General features: G+C 65.7%; 16 protein-coding genes. 13 read left to right on the forward strand and 3 right to left on the reverse strand.

Features of this window, described 5'->3' with window-relative positions; all coding sequences use genetic code 11:
* Positions 1-175: 175 nt before the first annotated feature.
* The 13 genes from FHS28_RS03660 to FHS28_RS03720 all read left to right on the forward strand — a co-directional run bounded on the left by FHS28_RS03660 (position 176) and on the right by FHS28_RS03720 (position 12,315).
* Positions 176-1,162, forward strand: coding sequence for a malate dehydrogenase (locus FHS28_RS03660; protein ID WP_088449043.1), 987 nt, complete (start codon positions 176-178; stop codon positions 1,160-1,162).
* A 197-nt stretch (positions 1,163-1,359) separates the two neighbouring features.
* Positions 1,360-2,391, forward strand: a complete 1,032-nt coding sequence (locus tag FHS28_RS03665; protein ID WP_088449042.1) for an HpcH/HpaI aldolase/citrate lyase family protein — start codon at positions 1,360-1,362, stop codon at positions 2,389-2,391.
* Between the two features lie 139 nt (positions 2,392-2,530).
* Complete coding sequence (locus tag FHS28_RS03670; protein WP_088449041.1) at positions 2,531-3,082, forward strand: hypothetical protein; 552 nt, start codon at positions 2,531-2,533, stop codon at positions 3,080-3,082.
* A gap of 338 nt (positions 3,083-3,420) precedes the next feature.
* Positions 3,421-3,666, forward strand: coding sequence for an AbrB/MazE/SpoVT family DNA-binding domain-containing protein (locus FHS28_RS03675; protein WP_088449040.1), 246 nt, complete (start codon positions 3,421-3,423; stop codon positions 3,664-3,666).
* A 6-nt stretch (positions 3,667-3,672) separates the two neighbouring features.
* Positions 3,673-4,119: a type II toxin-antitoxin system VapC family toxin gene (locus tag FHS28_RS03680; RefSeq protein ID WP_088449039.1), complete on the forward strand. Its 447-nt coding sequence runs from the start codon at positions 3,673-3,675 to the stop codon at positions 4,117-4,119.
* A gap of 57 nt (positions 4,120-4,176) precedes the next feature.
* On the forward strand, positions 4,177-6,768 hold the full coding sequence (gene acnB, locus FHS28_RS03685; RefSeq protein WP_088449038.1) for a bifunctional aconitate hydratase 2/2-methylisocitrate dehydratase: 2,592 nt from the start codon (positions 4,177-4,179) through the stop codon (positions 6,766-6,768).
* Between the two features lie 106 nt (positions 6,769-6,874).
* Positions 6,875-7,405, forward strand: a complete 531-nt coding sequence (locus FHS28_RS03690; RefSeq protein WP_088449037.1) for a GbsR/MarR family transcriptional regulator — start codon at positions 6,875-6,877, stop codon at positions 7,403-7,405.
* A gap of 47 nt (positions 7,406-7,452) precedes the next feature.
* Positions 7,453-8,004, forward strand: coding sequence for a thiol-disulfide oxidoreductase DCC family protein (locus FHS28_RS03695; protein WP_088449036.1), 552 nt, complete (start codon positions 7,453-7,455; stop codon positions 8,002-8,004).
* Between the two features lie 4 nt (positions 8,005-8,008).
* On the forward strand, positions 8,009-8,875 hold the full coding sequence (locus FHS28_RS03700) for an NAD-dependent epimerase/dehydratase family protein (RefSeq protein WP_088449035.1): 867 nt from the start codon (positions 8,009-8,011) through the stop codon (positions 8,873-8,875).
* Entirely contained in the window at positions 8,860-9,249 is a 390-nt protein-coding gene (locus FHS28_RS03705; RefSeq protein ID WP_088449034.1) for a DoxX-like family protein, read from the forward strand. Before FHS28_RS03700 ends, FHS28_RS03705 begins: the two co-directional genes overlap by 16 nt.
* Positions 9,250-9,263: 14 nt before the next feature.
* A complete protein-coding gene (locus FHS28_RS03710; RefSeq protein WP_088449033.1) occupies positions 9,264-9,740 on the forward strand; it encodes a DUF2269 family protein in 477 nt (158 codons plus the stop codon).
* 110 nt (positions 9,741-9,850) lie between these two features.
* Positions 9,851-10,366, forward strand: a complete 516-nt coding sequence (gene msrC / locus FHS28_RS03715) for a free L-methionine (R)-S-oxide reductase MsrC (RefSeq protein ID WP_221193692.1) — start codon at positions 9,851-9,853, stop codon at positions 10,364-10,366.
* A complete protein-coding gene (locus FHS28_RS03720) occupies positions 10,363-12,315 on the forward strand; it encodes a bifunctional 2',3'-cyclic-nucleotide 2'-phosphodiesterase/3'-nucleotidase (protein WP_088449031.1) in 1,953 nt (650 codons plus the stop codon). The genes msrC and FHS28_RS03720 overlap by 4 nt, the downstream gene beginning before the upstream one ends.
* Positions 12,316-12,394: 79 nt before the next feature.
* Here the strand turns inward: FHS28_RS03720 and FHS28_RS03725 are convergent, their stop codons facing one another.
* From FHS28_RS03725 to sbcB, 3 genes are all read right to left on the reverse strand, one after another.
* Complete coding sequence (locus FHS28_RS03725; RefSeq protein ID WP_088449030.1) at positions 12,395-12,697, reverse strand: flagellar basal body protein; 303 nt, start codon at positions 12,695-12,697, stop codon at positions 12,395-12,397.
* 131 nt (positions 12,698-12,828) lie between these two features.
* Complete coding sequence (locus FHS28_RS03730; RefSeq protein WP_088449029.1) at positions 12,829-13,773, reverse strand: GGDEF domain-containing protein; 945 nt, start codon at positions 13,771-13,773, stop codon at positions 12,829-12,831.
* Positions 13,774-13,881: 108 nt separating this feature from the next.
* A complete protein-coding gene (gene sbcB / locus FHS28_RS03735; RefSeq protein WP_088449028.1) occupies positions 13,882-15,339 on the reverse strand; it encodes an exodeoxyribonuclease I in 1,458 nt (485 codons plus the stop codon).
* Between the last annotated feature and the right edge of the window lie 28 nt (positions 15,340-15,367).

Below are 15,367 nucleotides of genomic sequence, written 5' to 3' on the forward strand. Positions count from 1 at the left end.
AGGCGTTTGAGGGTCATGGGGTCGTCCGGAAGGGCGAATAAGACCGCTCGCTCCACACGCGCCGTGCCTGATGGGCCTACACTTGTCGCCGCTGGCGCCGGCTCGAGACCGCGCGCACTGTCTTGGCTTTTGCCAATTGCTTTCGTTTTGCCTTTTCACTTTCGGAGACCTCGTGATGAGCAAGAAACCCGTTCGCGTCGCCGTGACCGGCGCCGCCGGCCAGATTGGCTATGCCCTGCTGTTCCGCATCGCTTCTGGCGAGATGCTGGGCAAGGACCAGCCTGTGATCCTGCAGCTGCTGGAGATCCCGGACGAGAAAGCTCAGAACGCGCTCAAGGGCGTGATCATGGAACTGGAAGACTGCGCCTTCCCGCTGCTGGCTGGCATTGAAGCCCACAGCGATCCGATGACCGCCTTCAAGGACACCGATTACGCCCTGCTGGTGGGTGCACGTCCGCGTGGCCCGGGCATGGAGCGTGCGGACCTGCTGGCCGCCAACGCCCAGATCTTCACGGTGCAGGGCAAGGCGCTGAATGCCGTGGCCTCGCGCAATGTGAAGGTGCTGGTGGTGGGCAACCCGGCCAACACCAATGCCTACATCGCGATGAAGTCGGCCCCGGACCTGCCGGCCAAGAACTTCACCGCCATGCTGCGTCTGGACCACAACCGCGCTGCTTCGCAGATCGCCGCCAAGACCGGCAAGCCGGTGGGCAGCATCGAGAAGCTGGCGGTGTGGGGCAACCACTCGCCGACGATGTATGCCGACTACCGTTTCGCCACCATCGACGGTCAGGCCGTGAAGCCGCTGATCAACGACGAAGAGTGGAACCGCAACACCTTCCTGCCGACCGTGGGCAAGCGTGGCGCCGCCATCATTGCAGCGCGTGGTCTGTCGTCGGCTGCTTCGGCCGCCAACGCAGCCATCGACCACATGCGTGACTGGGCCCTGGGCACCAACGGCAAGTGGGTCACGATGGGCATTCCGTCGGACGGCTCGTATGGCATTCCGAAGGACGTCATGTTCGGCTTCCCGGTCACGACCGAGAACGGCGAATACAAGATCGTGCAAGGCCTGGAGATCGATGCCTTCTCGCAAGAGTGCATCAACAAGACGCTGGCCGAGCTGACCGACGAGCAAAACGGCGTGAAACATCTGCTCTGATCGGCGATCAGTAGCCAAGCAAAGGCCGGCCCAGTGGGCTGGCCTTTTTCATTTGTACGGCGCACAGCGGCAGCGGGCCATTCAATATCCTGTCCTCACGATGATGATTGAGGGACACTTGGCGTGAGCCGCGCTGTCGGCAGGTGGGATGGGGTTACGCGCCCTGCCCTTCGGTTTCGCTGGTTATCTGAGATGTCATGAGCAGCACTTCGCTTCATCCCGCACAAGCGCTTTTTGAAGAGGGCCAGGCGCCGGGCGTCCTGCCGGTGGTCGATCACTATTGCGGCGTCGAGTCGCGGATGATCAAGAGCCTGGAGATGCAGGCCCAGATGGGACCGGTCTTCGACATCACCCTGGACTGCGAAGACGGGGCGCCCGTAGGCGGCGAAGCGGAGCACATGCTGCTGGTGCTGCACCTGCTCAATGGACCGCTCAATGTGCATGGCCGGGTCGGCGTGCGGGTGCATCCCTTCCAGCATCCGGCCTTCGAGGCCGATGTTGAAGCCGTCATTGCCGGCGGCGGCGAAAAGCTCGCCTACCTGATGATCCCCAAGCCGGAGGGCCTGCAGGATCTGCAAGGCGCCATCGATTTCATTGACGACAGCCTGCGGCGGCATCACATCCAGAAGCCCCTGCCGCTGCACACGCTGATTGAAACGCATGGGGCGCTGCGGGATGTCATGGCCATCGCCGCCCTGCCTCGCATCGAATCCCTGTCCTTCGGACTGATGGACTTCGTCTCCGCGCATCGCGGCGCCATCCCCCGCTCGGCGCTGACGGTCGACGGACAGTTCACCCATCCGCTGGTGGTCCGCGCCAAGCTCGACATCGCAGCGGCTTCCCACGCCTACGGGAAAACCCCTTCCCACTGCGTCGTCACTGAGTTCAAGAGCGAGCGCGCCATCCAGTCCGCTGCAGAGCGCGCGGCGCGGGAGTTCGGGTACACCCGTATGTGGAGTATCCATCCGCAACAGATTCGACCGATCATCGAAGCGTTTGCACCCAGTGTGGCGGAGATCGACGAGGCCATCGACATCCTCCAGGCCGCCCAGGCGGTGGACTGGGCCCCTATCCAACATCGTGACATGCTTCACGACCGGGCCAGCTACCGACTCTTCTGGCACTTGTTGCAGCGTGCATACCGCACAGGCCAGCAAATCCCGGCGGAAATGGAACAAGCGTGGTTCAGCGCTCCTTTGTCGGGCGCCAGCAGTACAAGTGCACGTTAAAAGACCTACCCTTTGAAACAAACCCTGTGTGCATGCGGCTTGCCGAGCGCGAGAATTCGATCGCCGTCGCGCCAGAGGTCATCGAGCTCCTGGGACGACTCACCAGCACAGCCCTCTTCAAAGACACAAGACGACTCCCATGAAAACCTCCTTCGCTCTGTCCAGCACTGTTGCCGCCGCCCTGATGCTGGCTGCCGGCCTTGTTTGCGCTGAACCTTCGGTGCAGGGCAACAACACCAAGGCCGCTCCGGCGAAGGCCGCCACGGCCAAGACCACTGCCAAGAAGGGCGCAGCCAAGCCGGCCGGCCCGGCTCCGCTGGCGGAAGCCGGCCCTGAGCAGCTGGCCGCTGCGGAGCAGGCTTACATGGGCCACTACGACTGCGAATTCAAGCAATCGGTGGACATCCAGCCGAATGCCAAGCATCCCGGCTACATCGACGTTTCGTTCCTGAAGCAGGTCTTCACGATGAAGCCGGTGCTGTCCTCCACGGGCGCGCTGCGTCTGGAAGACGTGACGGGTCGCACCCTGATGGTCCAGATTGCCAACAAGTCGATGCTGCTGGACGTCAATGCCGGCCGCCGCCTGGTGGACGAGTGCATTCACCCGACCCAGCGCGCCGCGATTGAAGCTGCACGCGCCTCGTCGGCCGTGCCCGTCAGCAGCCTGGGCATCACCCCTGCCGGCCACTGATCCACCGCACACCAAGAAAAGCGCGCCACGGCGCGCTTTTTTTCGCCCCTGCACCAGCGCCGCCCCGGCCCTTCCCCCGCCCGACGCGACGCGACCGGACGCCACGCGCCACGCCTCGCCTTGCCACGGTGTATCGCATCGGAGGCCAGGGGTGCCCTGTTCCCGTAAGTATTAGAGGAAGCCCCGAAGGGGCTGGGGGACATGGAGGGAACAGGGTACCCCTGGCCTCCGATGACGCTCCACCTTCGCAGACAGAAGCCCCAACTGTTCCCTCCCGCACCCCAAGTATGTAGAATCCATACATACTTTCCGTTCCATACCACCCCCGGGAGCCCACCATGGAAGCCACCGTCGCCGAACGCGGTCAGATCACGCTGCCCAAGGCCGTCCGCGACGCGCTGGGCCTCACCAAGGGCACCACGTTGAAGGTGGAACTGGACGGCGCCCGCATCATCCTCCGCAAGAACGTGGACGACGCCATTTCCCGCGCCCGCGGCCGGTTCAAGCTCCCCGACGGCACCACCACCGACGACGTGATGCGTGACCTCCGCGGCCGCGCGCCCACCGACCCCACGCAGGCCTGATCGTCCATGATTGCTGTTGACAGCTCCGTCCTCATCGACCTCCTGGGCGACGCGCCCGGCGCCGATGCGGCTGAAGCTGCGCTGCGCCTGGCGCTCTCCTCCGGCCCGGTGGTGCTGTGTGATGTGGTCCTCTCCGAAGTCACCGCCGGCCTGGGCCACGGCTCCGAAGTGATGGACGCGCTGGAAGAGATGGGGCTGAGCTTCTCCCCCATCGACCAGCGCGCCGCCATCCGTGCCGGCGAGATGCAGCGCAAGTTCAAGCAGCGCCTGCTTGACACGCCCTCCCGCAAGACGGCCCAGGCCCCCGAGCCTGCCCCCAGCACCCGTGCCCTCGCCGACTTCCTCGTCGGCGCCCACGCCATGCTGCAGTGTGACGGCCTCATCACCCGCGATCACGGATTTTTCCGCGACTATTTCAAGGGACTCAAAGTCATCGTGCCCAGTGCGCCCTGACACCAAGATCCCGCTTCACTGACCCAAGCCAGAGACCTACAGAGACTGGAGTTCGCAATGCTGCAAGCCTACCGCCAACATGAAGCCGAGCGCGCCGCGCTGGGCATCCCGCCGCTGCCGCTGGATGCCAAGCAAGTCGCCGAGCTGATCGAGCTGATCAAGAACCCGCCTGCCGGCGAAGGCGAATTCCTGCTCAACCTGCTGACGCACCGCGTGCCTCCGGGCGTGGACGATGCAGCCAAGGTCAAGGCCAGCTTCCTCGCGGCGGTCGCCCACGGTGACCTTACCGTCGCGCTGATCTCCAAGACCAAGGCCACCGAGCTGCTGGGCACCATGGTGGGCGGCTACAACGTCAAGCCGCTCGTCGATCTGCTGGACGACAAGGAGGTGGCCTCCGTCGCTGCTGCCGGTCTGAAGAAGACCCTGCTGATGTTCGACGCCTTCCACGACGTCGCCGAGAAGGCCAAGGCCGGCAACGCCCAGGCCACCGCTGTCATCCACAGCTGGGCCGATGCCGAGTGGTTCACCTCGCGCCCGGAAGTCGAAAAGAAGATCACCGTCACCGTCTTCAAGGTGCCCGGCGAAACCAACACCGACGACCTCTCCCCCGCTCCGGACGCCTGGAGCCGCCCGGACATCCCGCTGCACTACCTGGCCATGCTGAAGAACACGCGTCCGGACGCGGCCTTCAAGCCGGAAGAAGACGGCAAGCGCGGCCCGATGCAGTTCATCGAGGACCTCAAGAAGAAGGGCCACCTGGTGGCCTACGTCGGTGACGTCGTCGGCACCGGCTCCTCGCGCAAGTCCGCCACCAACTCGGTGATCTGGGCCACCGGCCAGGACATCCCGTACGTGCCGAACAAGCGCTTCGGCGGCGTCACCCTGGGCACCAAGATCGCTCCGATCTTCTTCAACACCCAGGAAGACTCCGGCTCGCTGCCGATCGAAGTCGATGTGAACAACCTCGAAATGGGTGACGTGATCGACGTCTACCCCTACGACGGCAAGATCGAGAAGAACGGCGCCATCGTCGCCGAGTTCTCGCTCAAGAGCGACGTGCTGCTGGACGAAGTCCGCGCCGGCGGCCGGATCAATCTGATCATCGGCCGCTCGCTGACCGGCAAGGCCCGCGAATTCCTCGGCCTGCCCGCCTCCACCCTGTTCCGCCTGCCCAAGCCGCCGGTGGACAGCGGCAAGGGCTTCACCCTGGCGCAGAAGATGGTCGGCCGTGCGTGCGGTCTGCCCGAGAACCAGGGCATCCGCCCCGGCACCTACTGCGAACCGAAGATGACCACCGTCGGCTCGCAGGACACCACCGGCCCGATGACCCGGGACGAGCTGAAGGACCTGGCCTGCCTGGGCTTCTCGGCTGACCTCGTCATGCAGTCGTTCTGCCACACCGCCGCCTATCCCAAGGCCGTGGACGTGAAGATGCATCGCGAACTGCCGCACTTCATCAGCGACCGTGGCGGCGTGGCCCTGCGCCCGGGCGACGGCGTCATCCACAGCTGGCTGAACCGCCTGCTGCTTCCCGACACCGTCGGCACCGGTGGCGACTCGCACACCCGCTTCCCGATCGGCATCAGCTTCCCGGCCGGCTCCGGCCTGGTCGCCTTCGGCGCCGCCACCGGCGTCATGCCGCTGGACATGCCGGAATCGGTGCTGGTGCGCTTCAAGGGCCAGATGCAGCCCGGCGTCACCCTGCGTGACCTGGTGCATGCCATCCCCCTGTACGCCATCAAGGCCGGCCTGCTGACCGTCGAGAAGAAGGGCAAGAAGAACATCTTCTCCGGCCGCATCCTCGAAATCGAGGGTCTGCCTGACCTGAAGGTGGAACAGGCCTTCGAGCTGTCCGACGCCTCGGCCGAACGCTCGGCGGCCGGCTGCACGATCAAGCTGAATCCGGAACCGATCAAGGAGTACCTGACCTCCAACATCGTCCTGATGAAGAACATGATCGCCGACGGTTATGCCGACAAGCGCACCCTGGAGCGCCGCATCAAGAATGTGGAAGCCTGGCTGTCCAACCCGAACCTGCTGGAAGCTGACAAGGACGCCGAGTACGCCGCCGTGATCGAGATCGATCTGGCCGACATCAAGGAACCCATCGTCTGCTGCCCGAACGATCCGGACGACGCCAAGTTCATGTCGGAAGTGCAAGGCACCAAGATCGATGAAGCCTTCATCGGCAGCTGCATGACCAACATCGGCCACTTCCGTGCCGCGGCCAAGCTGCTGGGCGGTGCCCGCGACATTCCGGTCAAGCTGTGGGTGGCACCGCCCACCAAGATGGACCAGAACGAGCTGATCAAGGAAGGCCATTACGCCACCTTCGGCACGGCCGGTGCCCGCACCGAAATGCCGGGCTGCTCGCTGTGCATGGGCAACCAGGCGCAGGTGCGTGAAGGCGCGACGGTCATGTCGACCTCCACCCGCAACTTCCCCAACCGTCTGGGCAAGAACACCAACGTGTTCCTGGGCTCGGCCGAACTGGCCGCCGTCTGCTCCAAGCTGGGTCGCATCCCGACGCTGCAGGAGTACCACGAGGCGATGGGCATCATCAACAAGGATGCCGCCAGCGTCTACCGGTACATGAACTTCGACCAGATCGAAGAGTACGCAGAGACCGCGAAGTCCGTCTCGGTCTAACTTCCGGACTTCTCGGTATCAGGCCCCTCGGCGAAAGCCCTGGGGCCTTTTTCTTTTCTTCTATTTCTGTATTGACAGAAATTTCTGTAGGAATACAGTCGGCTCCATGGAACTCAGCACCACCGCCCAACGATTCGTTCTGCACTGGGGAGAAATGGGCAGCGCCTGGGGTGTGAACCGTACTGTCGCGCAGATCCATGCCCTGCTCTACTTCCACGGTCATCCGCTCAATGCGGAGCAGATTGCGGAGACCTTGTCGGTCGCCCGGTCCAACGTCAGCAACAGCCTCAAGGAGCTGACCAGCTGGAACCTGGTGCGCGTGACCCACCTGATGGGGGATCGTCGCGACTACTTCGAGACCTCCGTCGATGTCTGGGAACTGTTCCGCACCGTGGTGCGAGAACGCAAGCACCGCGAATTCGACCCCACCGTCCGCATGCTGGCCGAACTGGTCGAGGGGGACGGCTTCCGGGACGAAGCGCCCGACACCCAGGAACGGGTCCGCGAATGCCTGCGCCTGATGCAGACACTCGGCGCATGGTCGGAAGAAATGATGCGCTTGTCTCCCTCCACGCTGGAGAAGGTGCTCAAGCTGGGTGCCAGCGTGCAGCGCTTTGTCCGGCGGGACGAAACCTGATTCCAGCCTCCCGGTTGCTCGCAAGACCTCACCCGATTGGAGCCTTCATGCGATTCCCTCGTCCACGCTTCAGCGCTCCGGCCGGTGCAGCCGCCGACGGCGTCTATCCGCTCACGGTGTTCTATGACGGCCAGTGCCCCATCTGCCTGGCGGAAATGACCAACCTGATGCTGCGCAACACCGCCGGCCTGATGCGCTTTGAAGACGTGTCCAGGCCCGGATTCAGCAGCTTTCCGCCCGGTGCCGACATGCCCGCCCTGATGGCCCTGCTCCATGTGCAATGCGCCGATGGCCGCGTCATCAAGGGTGCGGAGGCACTCCGGCTGGTGTATGCCGGCGCCCGTCTGCGGGGCCTGGCCTGGCTGATGAGTGCCCCAGGGTTGCGGCAACTGGCGGATTGGAGCTACCCGATCCTGGCGCGCAACCGCTATCGCATCCCCAGGCCGGTGGCCCGCATCCTCTTCGAAACCGGCTTGCGCCGTGCTGCCGAGCGCCGCGCCGGAGCCTCGGCTTGCCGGTCCGGTCAGTGCGAGCTGCCTGCCCATCAGCCGCACGTCCAGCCACACCCCAATCCGCACCCTAATCCCCATCAGGAGTGACAACATGCCCGGTTCCATCCTCGTTTGCGGCGCCAGCGGTTTCATCGGCCGACGCATCGTCCGCGCCTTGCGTGATGCCGGCCTGACGGTCACCGAAGCCAGCTCCGCCACCCACAACTTCAGTCAGAACCTGCAGGCCTCGGACTGGTTGCCGCGCCTCCAGGGCTTCGACGCGGTGGTCAATGCGGTGGGCATCCTGCGCGACACGCGCCAGCGCAAGCTGGTGGCGCTGCATCACCGCGCCCCGGCCGCCTTGTTCGAAGCGTGCGCGCAAGCGGGCATCCGAAAGGTGGTGCAGATCTCGGCCAATGGCGTGACGCAGTTCAACACCCGCTACGCCAGCACCAAACGCGCCGCTGATGAGGTGCTGCTGCGCCTGCGTGCCGAGGGTCGGCTGGACGGCACCGTGGTGCGTCCGAGCATCGTGTATGGCCGCGGCGGCGCCAGTTCCGCCCTCTTCATGAATCTGGCGCGCCTGCCGGTGATGGTGCTGCCCGCAGCAGCGCTGAAAGCCCGCATCCAGCCGGTGGCGGTGCAGGATGTGGCGCAGGCGGTGGTGAAGCTGATCCAGAACGGCGGGCCGGAGGTGGTGACGGCGGTCGGGGCGCAGGCGCTGTCGCTGTCCGACTTCATCGCCGAACTGCGCCGTCAGCTGGGCCACGGCAAGGCGATGGTGGTGCCGCTGCCGGAGGCGCCGAGCCGCTGGAGCGCCCAGCTGGGGGACCACTTCTCCTTCCAGCCGTGGAGCACCGAAAGCCTGGCGATGCTGCAGGAAGACAACGTCGGCGATGCTGACGCCTTTGCCCGGTTGCTCGGTCGCAGCCCGCTGCCGCTGGAGCGGTTCGTGGAGGCCGCATGGCAATCGGCCTGACCCCTTTCCGCCATCGTCGTACCCGTCGGCTGGCGCGGGCGAGCCTGGTCTTCCTGTGGCTGCTGACCGCGCTGGTGAGCGTGCTGGAACTGCAGGGACAAGGCCGCCACTTGCTGGAGACCGCGCATCTGCCCGGCGCGTGGATTGCGCCGGTGATCCTGGCGGGGGCGGCTCTTGACCTGGCGCTGGGGTTGGCGATGTGGCGCTGGCATCGCCGCTGGGTCTACCTCGCCGCCGGGCTTGCGATGCTGGGCATGACGGTCGTGGGGACGCTGCTTCTGCCGGAGCTCTGGCTGGACCCGCTCGGCCGACTGTCCAAGAACATTCCGATTGCCGCGCTGCTGCTGATCCTGCATGAGGATGCGCCAGCCTGAGCGGCTCATCAACCATGAACACCTATCTGGTCATCAAGTGGCTGCACATCCTCTCCAGCGTCCTGCTCGCTGGCACCGGATTCGGCACGGCCTTCTATCTGTTTTTCGCCAATCGCAGCGGCTCGGTCGCGGCCCAGGCGGTGGTCGCACGCCTGGTGGTGAAGGCGGACCTGTGGTTCACCACACCGGCCGTGATCATCCAGCCGCTCAGCGGCCTGTGGCTGGTCACCACGGCGGGCTGGCCGTTGACGGCCCCGTGGCTGGTGCTCTCCATCGCGCTGTATCTGCTGGCCGGCGCCTGCTGGCTGCCGGTGGTGTGGCTTCAATTGCGACTGGCCCGCATGGCCCAGCAGGCGGTGGACACGCAGCAACCGCTGCCGGCGCTCTACTGGCGGTATGCCCGCTGGTGGGAGGCGCTGGGCTACCCGGCGTTCACTGCGGTGGTGGTGGTCTTCTTCCTGATGGTCAACAAGCCGGCCCTGTGGGGATGAGCGACGCGTCCATCGGAGGCGCTGCGCCCCACTGGACGGCCCCTTCCAGGTGATGTCCGGGTGATGTCCGGGTGATGGAACGGTCATGGGCCTTGAAGGACAATCCGCCCATGAGTTTCGAACACACACCGATGCTGGACATGTCCAGCGCCGAGGCCAAACGCGTCTCCTACACCACCCTGCTTGAACAGACCCAGGCCATCCTGCATGGCGAACGGGATCGCATTGCCAACCTCGCGCAATTCGCGGCCCTGGTCTACAACAGCGTGCCTCAGCTCAACTGGGCAGGCTTCTACCTGGTGAATCCGTCCAACGACCGGGAACTGGTCCTGGGCCCGTTTCAGGGCAAGGTGGCCTGTGTACGGATCAGCTTCGAGCGCGGCGTCTGCGGCGCGGCCGCCCGCACGCAGGAAGTCCAGCTCGTGGAAGATGTGCATGCCTTCCCTGGCCACATCGCCTGTGATGCCGCCTCCCGGTCCGAACTGGTGGTGCCTGTTGTGGCCGGTGGTCGCCTGCAGGCCGTGTTCGACCTGGACAGCCCCGAACCGTCTCGCTTCGATGTGGAAGACGCCGCGGGCTTCCAGGCCATGCTGGCCGCCCTGATCGACGGTACGGACTGGTCATGAGCCTGCCGCTGTCGGGCGCCCTGGCGCGGCTGGGGTGGGTGGCGCTGGCCTGTGCGGCGCAGACGTGGGGGCTGGTGGGATCCGCAGAAGCGGCGGAGGTCCGTCTGCGGGTGATGCAGACCAGCGACATCCACATGAATCTGCTGAACTACGACTACTACCAGGACCGCGAGTCCCAGGAGTTCGGCCTCGCCAAGACCATCACCCTCATCCACCAGGCCCGCGCCGAGGCGCCCAACAGCCTGCTGTTCGACAACGGTGACCTGCTGCAAGGCAACCCCCTTGGCGACCTGGTGGCCCGCGTGCACCCGCTGAAGGCCGGCGATGTGCATCCCGCCTACAAGGTGCTGAACCTGCTGCAGGTGGATGCCGCCAACATCGGCAATCATGAATTCAACTATGGCCTGCCCTTTTTGCGGCAGGCCATCGCCGGCGCCAACTTCCCCTCCCTCAATGCCAATGTGATGGAGGCCGATGGCCGTCGGCATGCCTTTGTGCCCAGCGTGATGCTGGTACGCGAAGTGACCGATGAACAAGGCCGTGTCCACAAGCTCAAGATCGGCGTGATGGGCCTCACCCCGCCGCAGATCTTGGAATGGGATCGCCAGAACCTGGCCGGCCGCGTCCAGGTGCGGGACATGGTCGAGGTCGCCCGGGAGACGGTGCCCGCGCTGCGCCGCCAGGGCGCGGACCTGGTGGTGGTGATCGCCCATACCGGCATCGAAAAGAGCGAGCTGCCGCGTCTCTCCGAAAACATGGCCGCCCAGTTGGCCCGGGTGCCGGGTGTGGATGCCCTGCTGCTGGGCCACGCCCATACCGAGTTCCCGGGACCCGGCTTCAAGGGCTATCCCGGCGCCGATCTGGACAAGGGCCGCCTGTTCGGCGTGCCCGCGGTGATGCCGGGCCGCTGGGGAGATCACCTCGGCATCGTGGACCTGCGTTTGTCCGACCAGGGGGGCCGTTGGCATGTCATCGACAGCCAGGCCTCGCTGCGCCCGATCTTCGACCGCAGCGCGCGCCAGCCCTTGGTCGCCGCAGATCCGATGCCGGCCACCGTCATTGCGGCCGAGCACCAGGCCACGCTGGACCATGTCCGCAGCCAGGTGGCCCACACCGACACGCCGATCCACAGCTACTTTGGCCAGACGGTGGACAGCCTCGCCGTGCGCCTCGTGGCGCAGGCCCAGCTGCGTTACGCCCAGCGGGCGGTGCAAGGCACGGCGCTGGCGCAGTTGCCCATGCTCTCCGCGGCCGCACCGTTCAAGTCCGGCGGGCGTCAGGGCTGGACCCAGTACACCGACATCCCGGCCGGCCCTATTGCTATCAAGCATGTGGCCGACCTCTACGTGTATCCCAACACCATCAAGGTGGTGAAGCTGACCGGCGCCCAGGTCCGCAACTGGCTGGAGATGTCTGCCGGCCAGTTCCGCCGCATCGACCCCGCCGGCCCGGCGCAGCAGGCGCTTCTGGACACCAGCTATCCCGGCTTCAATTTCGACATGATGTGGGGCGCCGGTGATGCGCTGCGCTATGAGCTGGACCTGACCCAGCCCGCACGCTTGGACAAGGAGGGCCGGCAGGCCGCGGACAGCCACCGGGTGGTGAACCTGAGCTGGAATGGCCGGCCATTGGACGACCGCGCGGAATTCCTGGTGGTCACCAACAACTATCGGGCCTATGGCGGCGGTCACTTCCCGGCGCTGGGGGCGGACAAAGTGGTGGTGGATGCGCCGGATGAAACTCGGGAGGCGCTGGCGCGGGATCTGGCCTCACAGCCGTCCGCAGATCGGGGTGGCCTGGCACCGTCCTGGAAGATTCGGCCGGTACCGAGGGTGAAGCTGCAGTTCCTGTCCGGCGCGGGCGCCATTGCACGGCTCGGCAACGGGTTGCCGGTGCGGCTGGTCAACGACAACGAAGACGGGTCCGCCCTGTTCGAGCTGGCGGATTGATCAGAGGTGATGCTGGGCGAGTCCGGTCTTGCGTCGGGTCTGGCGTCCGCGATCTGGCGCCGTGGCGTGCGTCCGGCCCTCAGACCCGGATATCCAGCAAGGCGCCCTCAGCGCGCACCTGCGTCTGCAGCACCTTCAGATTGGCAATGAAAGTGTAGGCAGCGGCCTGCTGATCGACCACATCGGTGGCCAGATCCTGGCCGGGCGTCGGTAGCTTGGTCACCGTGGTGCTCACCCCGCCGTTGTCGGTGGTCTGGGCCTCCACCCGCTCGCGCCGGTAGCCTTCGGTGTTGAGATTGGCGATGTTGTTCGCAGACGCCCGCAGCCGCTCGTTGGCGGCGGAGATTCCGGACAAAACCGTCGAAAGGCTGTTGGTGGACATGATGGTGCGTCGATTGGCGAGGGCCTCAAGTGAGGACTCTATCCGTCGCTATCGGCCAGCGCCCGCCGAACTTGAGAAAAGAATGGGAATTCCCGTCCAATTTCTCGCTTTCAACGTGCGCTGATCGCACTTCAAGCCCCAGCCAGCTCTTCGAACGAGCCGTTGGAGACAAAGACGCGGACGCTGTCGCCCCCGGCCGCCTTGGCTTCGGCACAGGCCAGATTGGCGGCGGCCAGCACGGATTCCACCGTGTCCAGGGCCGGTTGCAGCTGGACCACGCCCACGCTGGTCTTGACCCGCGTGCGGTGCAGACCCCAGCGCAGCCGGAACGAGGCCACGGCGCTGCGCACCTTCTCCGCCACGATCTGGGCATAGTGCTGGTCGCAGTCCGGCAGCAGCACCACAAAATGATCGGCTTCCAGGCGGGCCACCACATCCGAGGCGCGCACCTTGGTGACCAGCATCTGGCCCAGTCCGTACAGGAAATGGTCGGCCACCTCGGTGCCCATGCCCTGCACCACGGCACTGAACTTGTCGATATCCACCAGCAGCACCGACACCGGTTCATGTCGACGGCTGCCCACGTGATCCGCCAGGCGGCGCTCCATCTCCCGGCGATTGGCCAGTTCCGTCACCACGTCATGTTTGGCGGCCCAGGTGGGCTGCAGACGCTGGGCGCGGGCCGCGGAGACATCCTCCACCACCCACATCGCTTCCCCGGCGGGCTGCTCCCACTGGACCGGCGAAGCCTGCAGACGTCCCCAGAAACGGGAGCCGTCCCGCCGGACGAATTCGACTTCTTCATCCACCGGACGGCCACCGCCGAAGGCCGCGCCCAGACGGGCGTGCAGCGCCTGATTTGCCGCTTCGGAGACGACCACGGAACTCACATCGGCGCCGGCCAGGTCGGTCTCGTCTCCATGGCCGAACAGATGGTTGAACTGCTCGCTGGCCACTTCAAACCGTCCGGCCGCGGTAAAGGCCACCGCCAGCGGCGCCCTCACCATCAAGGCCCGCATGCGGGCCGCGCCACGTTCATGGTCAGCCGGCGTGCCGGCAGCTTCGGGGGTCTGCATGTTGTCTCCGTCTCTGCGCCGCCGCGGCGCCCTGATGCTCAGGTGAATGTGTACCTGTTTTGAGCGAATCAGGGAAGCCCGGTGATGGGCGCCTGGCTCCCCCTGCCCTCAGGGCGCCGGCGGCGCGATTTGCTCCGCCCAGTCGTACAGCGCCGCCAGGATCTCCTGGGCGCGCTCGTCGTCATTGGCTTCCGCGGTCTCGGCCAGGGTGTCGATCCGGTCAAAGAACTCCGCCAGGGTCTGGGCACCACCGGCCCCAAGGTGCAGACGGTCGGCGCAGTGCTTCTCCCAGCGAGCCTGCTCTTCCTCGCTCAGCAGGTCCGGCCAGTTGCGGGCGCGGTAGCGGAACAGCAGTTCTTCCAGCCGGCGATCCTCGAAGGCCACCTTGCCTTGCGCCACCCGCTCGGCCAGCGCTTCCGGAGACAGGCCCCGCAGGCGCTCCATCGTCCGGCGGTCGTCATTGCCCAGGAAGCCACCGTAGAGGTCTTCGTCGACATCGACTTCGGCGCTCGAAGCGGGACGCTGGAACACCTCGCCCCAGCGCCCCATCATCTCGCCCCCGCGCTGGGCCAGCAGTTCGGCATGGGCGAGCCCCTGCGACAGGTCCAGACCCCAGCGCTGCGCCATCTCCGGCGAGAGGATCTTGAGCGACGAGATGACGATCGGCGACTTGTTCACATGCACCGTCTTGATCGGCAGGCGGGTCACCCCCTCCGGCAGTTCGTCCTGACGGGTGTAGAGCCGCTGCCGAATGGTTTCGGCGTCCAGATCCAGCAGTTCGCGCGGATCGTGGGCCAGATCCCAGACGATCAGCTCATTCTTGTTGGTCGGATGCGAGGCCAGCGGCCACACCAGCGCGAGGCAACCCTTCTCCACCCCATACATGCCCGAGACATGCAGGAACGGGCGCTGGGTGCCGATTTCCTGCCACACCGCTTCCTTGCGCCGCAACTTCAGGCAGAAGTCCCACAGGCGCGGCTGGCGCTGGCGGATCAGGCGGGCCAGCGCAATCGTGGCGCGCACGTCGGAGAGCGCGTCATGGGCCGCTTCGTGTGCCAGCCCGTTGGCCTTGGTGAGATGCTCCAGCTTGAACGACGGGCGTCCGTCGTCATGCGTGGGCCACTCGATGCCTTCCGGTCGGAGTGCATAGGCGCAGCGCACGACATCCAGCAAATCCCAGCGGCCGCAGTCGTTCTGCCATTCGCGACCGTAGGGATCGATCAGGTTGCGCCAGAACAGGAAGCGGCTGACCTCGTCGTCGAAGCGGATGGTGTTGTAGCCCAGGCCAACGGTCCCCGGTTGGGACAGCTCCGCATGGATGGCGGCGGCAAAGGCATGCTCCGGCACCCCCTGCTCGGCGCAGGTCTGAGGCAGGATGCCCGTCAGGAGGCACGATTCCGGATCGGGCAGGCTGTCGGTGGCTGGCTGGCAATACACCATCAGCGGATCGCCGATCTCATTGAGCTCCGCATCGGTGCGGATGCCGGCAAACTGGGCCGGACGGTCGCGGCGGGGCACGCGACCGAAGGTCTCGTAGTCGTGCCAGTAGAAAGTCAGGTCATGCATGGGGCGGCACGATACCTCACCGCGAGCG

This window comes from Roseateles terrae, from assembly GCF_014192155.1.
Classification (GTDB): Bacteria; Pseudomonadota; Gammaproteobacteria; order Burkholderiales; family Burkholderiaceae_C; genus Roseateles; species Roseateles terrae.

Excerpts from the sequence above, each read along its gene's own strand:
- FHS28_RS03730 (WP_088449029.1), bottom strand. The coding sequence starts at position 13,773 with ATGCAGACCCCCGAAGCTGCCGGCACGCCGGCTGACCATGAACGTGGC.
- FHS28_RS03695 (WP_088449036.1), top strand. The coding sequence starts at position 7,453 with ATGCGATTCCCTCGTCCACGCTTCAGCGCTCCGGCCGGTGCAGCCGCC.
- sbcB (WP_088449028.1), bottom strand. The coding sequence starts at position 15,339 with ATGCATGACCTGACTTTCTACTGGCACGACTACGAGACCTTCGGTCGC.
- FHS28_RS03670 (WP_088449041.1), top strand. The coding sequence starts at position 2,531 with ATGAAAACCTCCTTCGCTCTGTCCAGCACTGTTGCCGCCGCCCTGATG.
- FHS28_RS03720 (WP_088449031.1), top strand. The coding sequence starts at position 10,363 with ATGAGCCTGCCGCTGTCGGGCGCCCTGGCGCGGCTGGGGTGGGTGGCG.
- FHS28_RS03690 (WP_088449037.1), top strand. The coding sequence starts at position 6,875 with ATGGAACTCAGCACCACCGCCCAACGATTCGTTCTGCACTGGGGAGAA.
- FHS28_RS03710 (WP_088449033.1), top strand. The coding sequence starts at position 9,264 with ATGAACACCTATCTGGTCATCAAGTGGCTGCACATCCTCTCCAGCGTC.
- FHS28_RS03700 (WP_088449035.1), top strand. The coding sequence starts at position 8,009 with ATGCCCGGTTCCATCCTCGTTTGCGGCGCCAGCGGTTTCATCGGCCGA.
- acnB (WP_088449038.1), top strand. The coding sequence starts at position 4,177 with ATGCTGCAAGCCTACCGCCAACATGAAGCCGAGCGCGCCGCGCTGGGC.
- FHS28_RS03660 (WP_088449043.1), top strand. The coding sequence starts at position 176 with ATGAGCAAGAAACCCGTTCGCGTCGCCGTGACCGGCGCCGCCGGCCAG.
- FHS28_RS03665 (WP_088449042.1), top strand. The coding sequence starts at position 1,360 with ATGAGCAGCACTTCGCTTCATCCCGCACAAGCGCTTTTTGAAGAGGGC.
- FHS28_RS03725 (WP_088449030.1), bottom strand. The coding sequence starts at position 12,697 with ATGTCCACCAACAGCCTTTCGACGGTTTTGTCCGGAATCTCCGCCGCC.
- FHS28_RS03675 (WP_088449040.1), top strand. The coding sequence starts at position 3,421 with ATGGAAGCCACCGTCGCCGAACGCGGTCAGATCACGCTGCCCAAGGCC.
- FHS28_RS03680 (WP_088449039.1), top strand. The coding sequence starts at position 3,673 with ATGATTGCTGTTGACAGCTCCGTCCTCATCGACCTCCTGGGCGACGCG.
- FHS28_RS03705 (WP_088449034.1), top strand. The coding sequence starts at position 8,860 with ATGGCAATCGGCCTGACCCCTTTCCGCCATCGTCGTACCCGTCGGCTG.
- msrC (WP_221193692.1), top strand. The coding sequence starts at position 9,851 with ATGAGTTTCGAACACACACCGATGCTGGACATGTCCAGCGCCGAGGCC.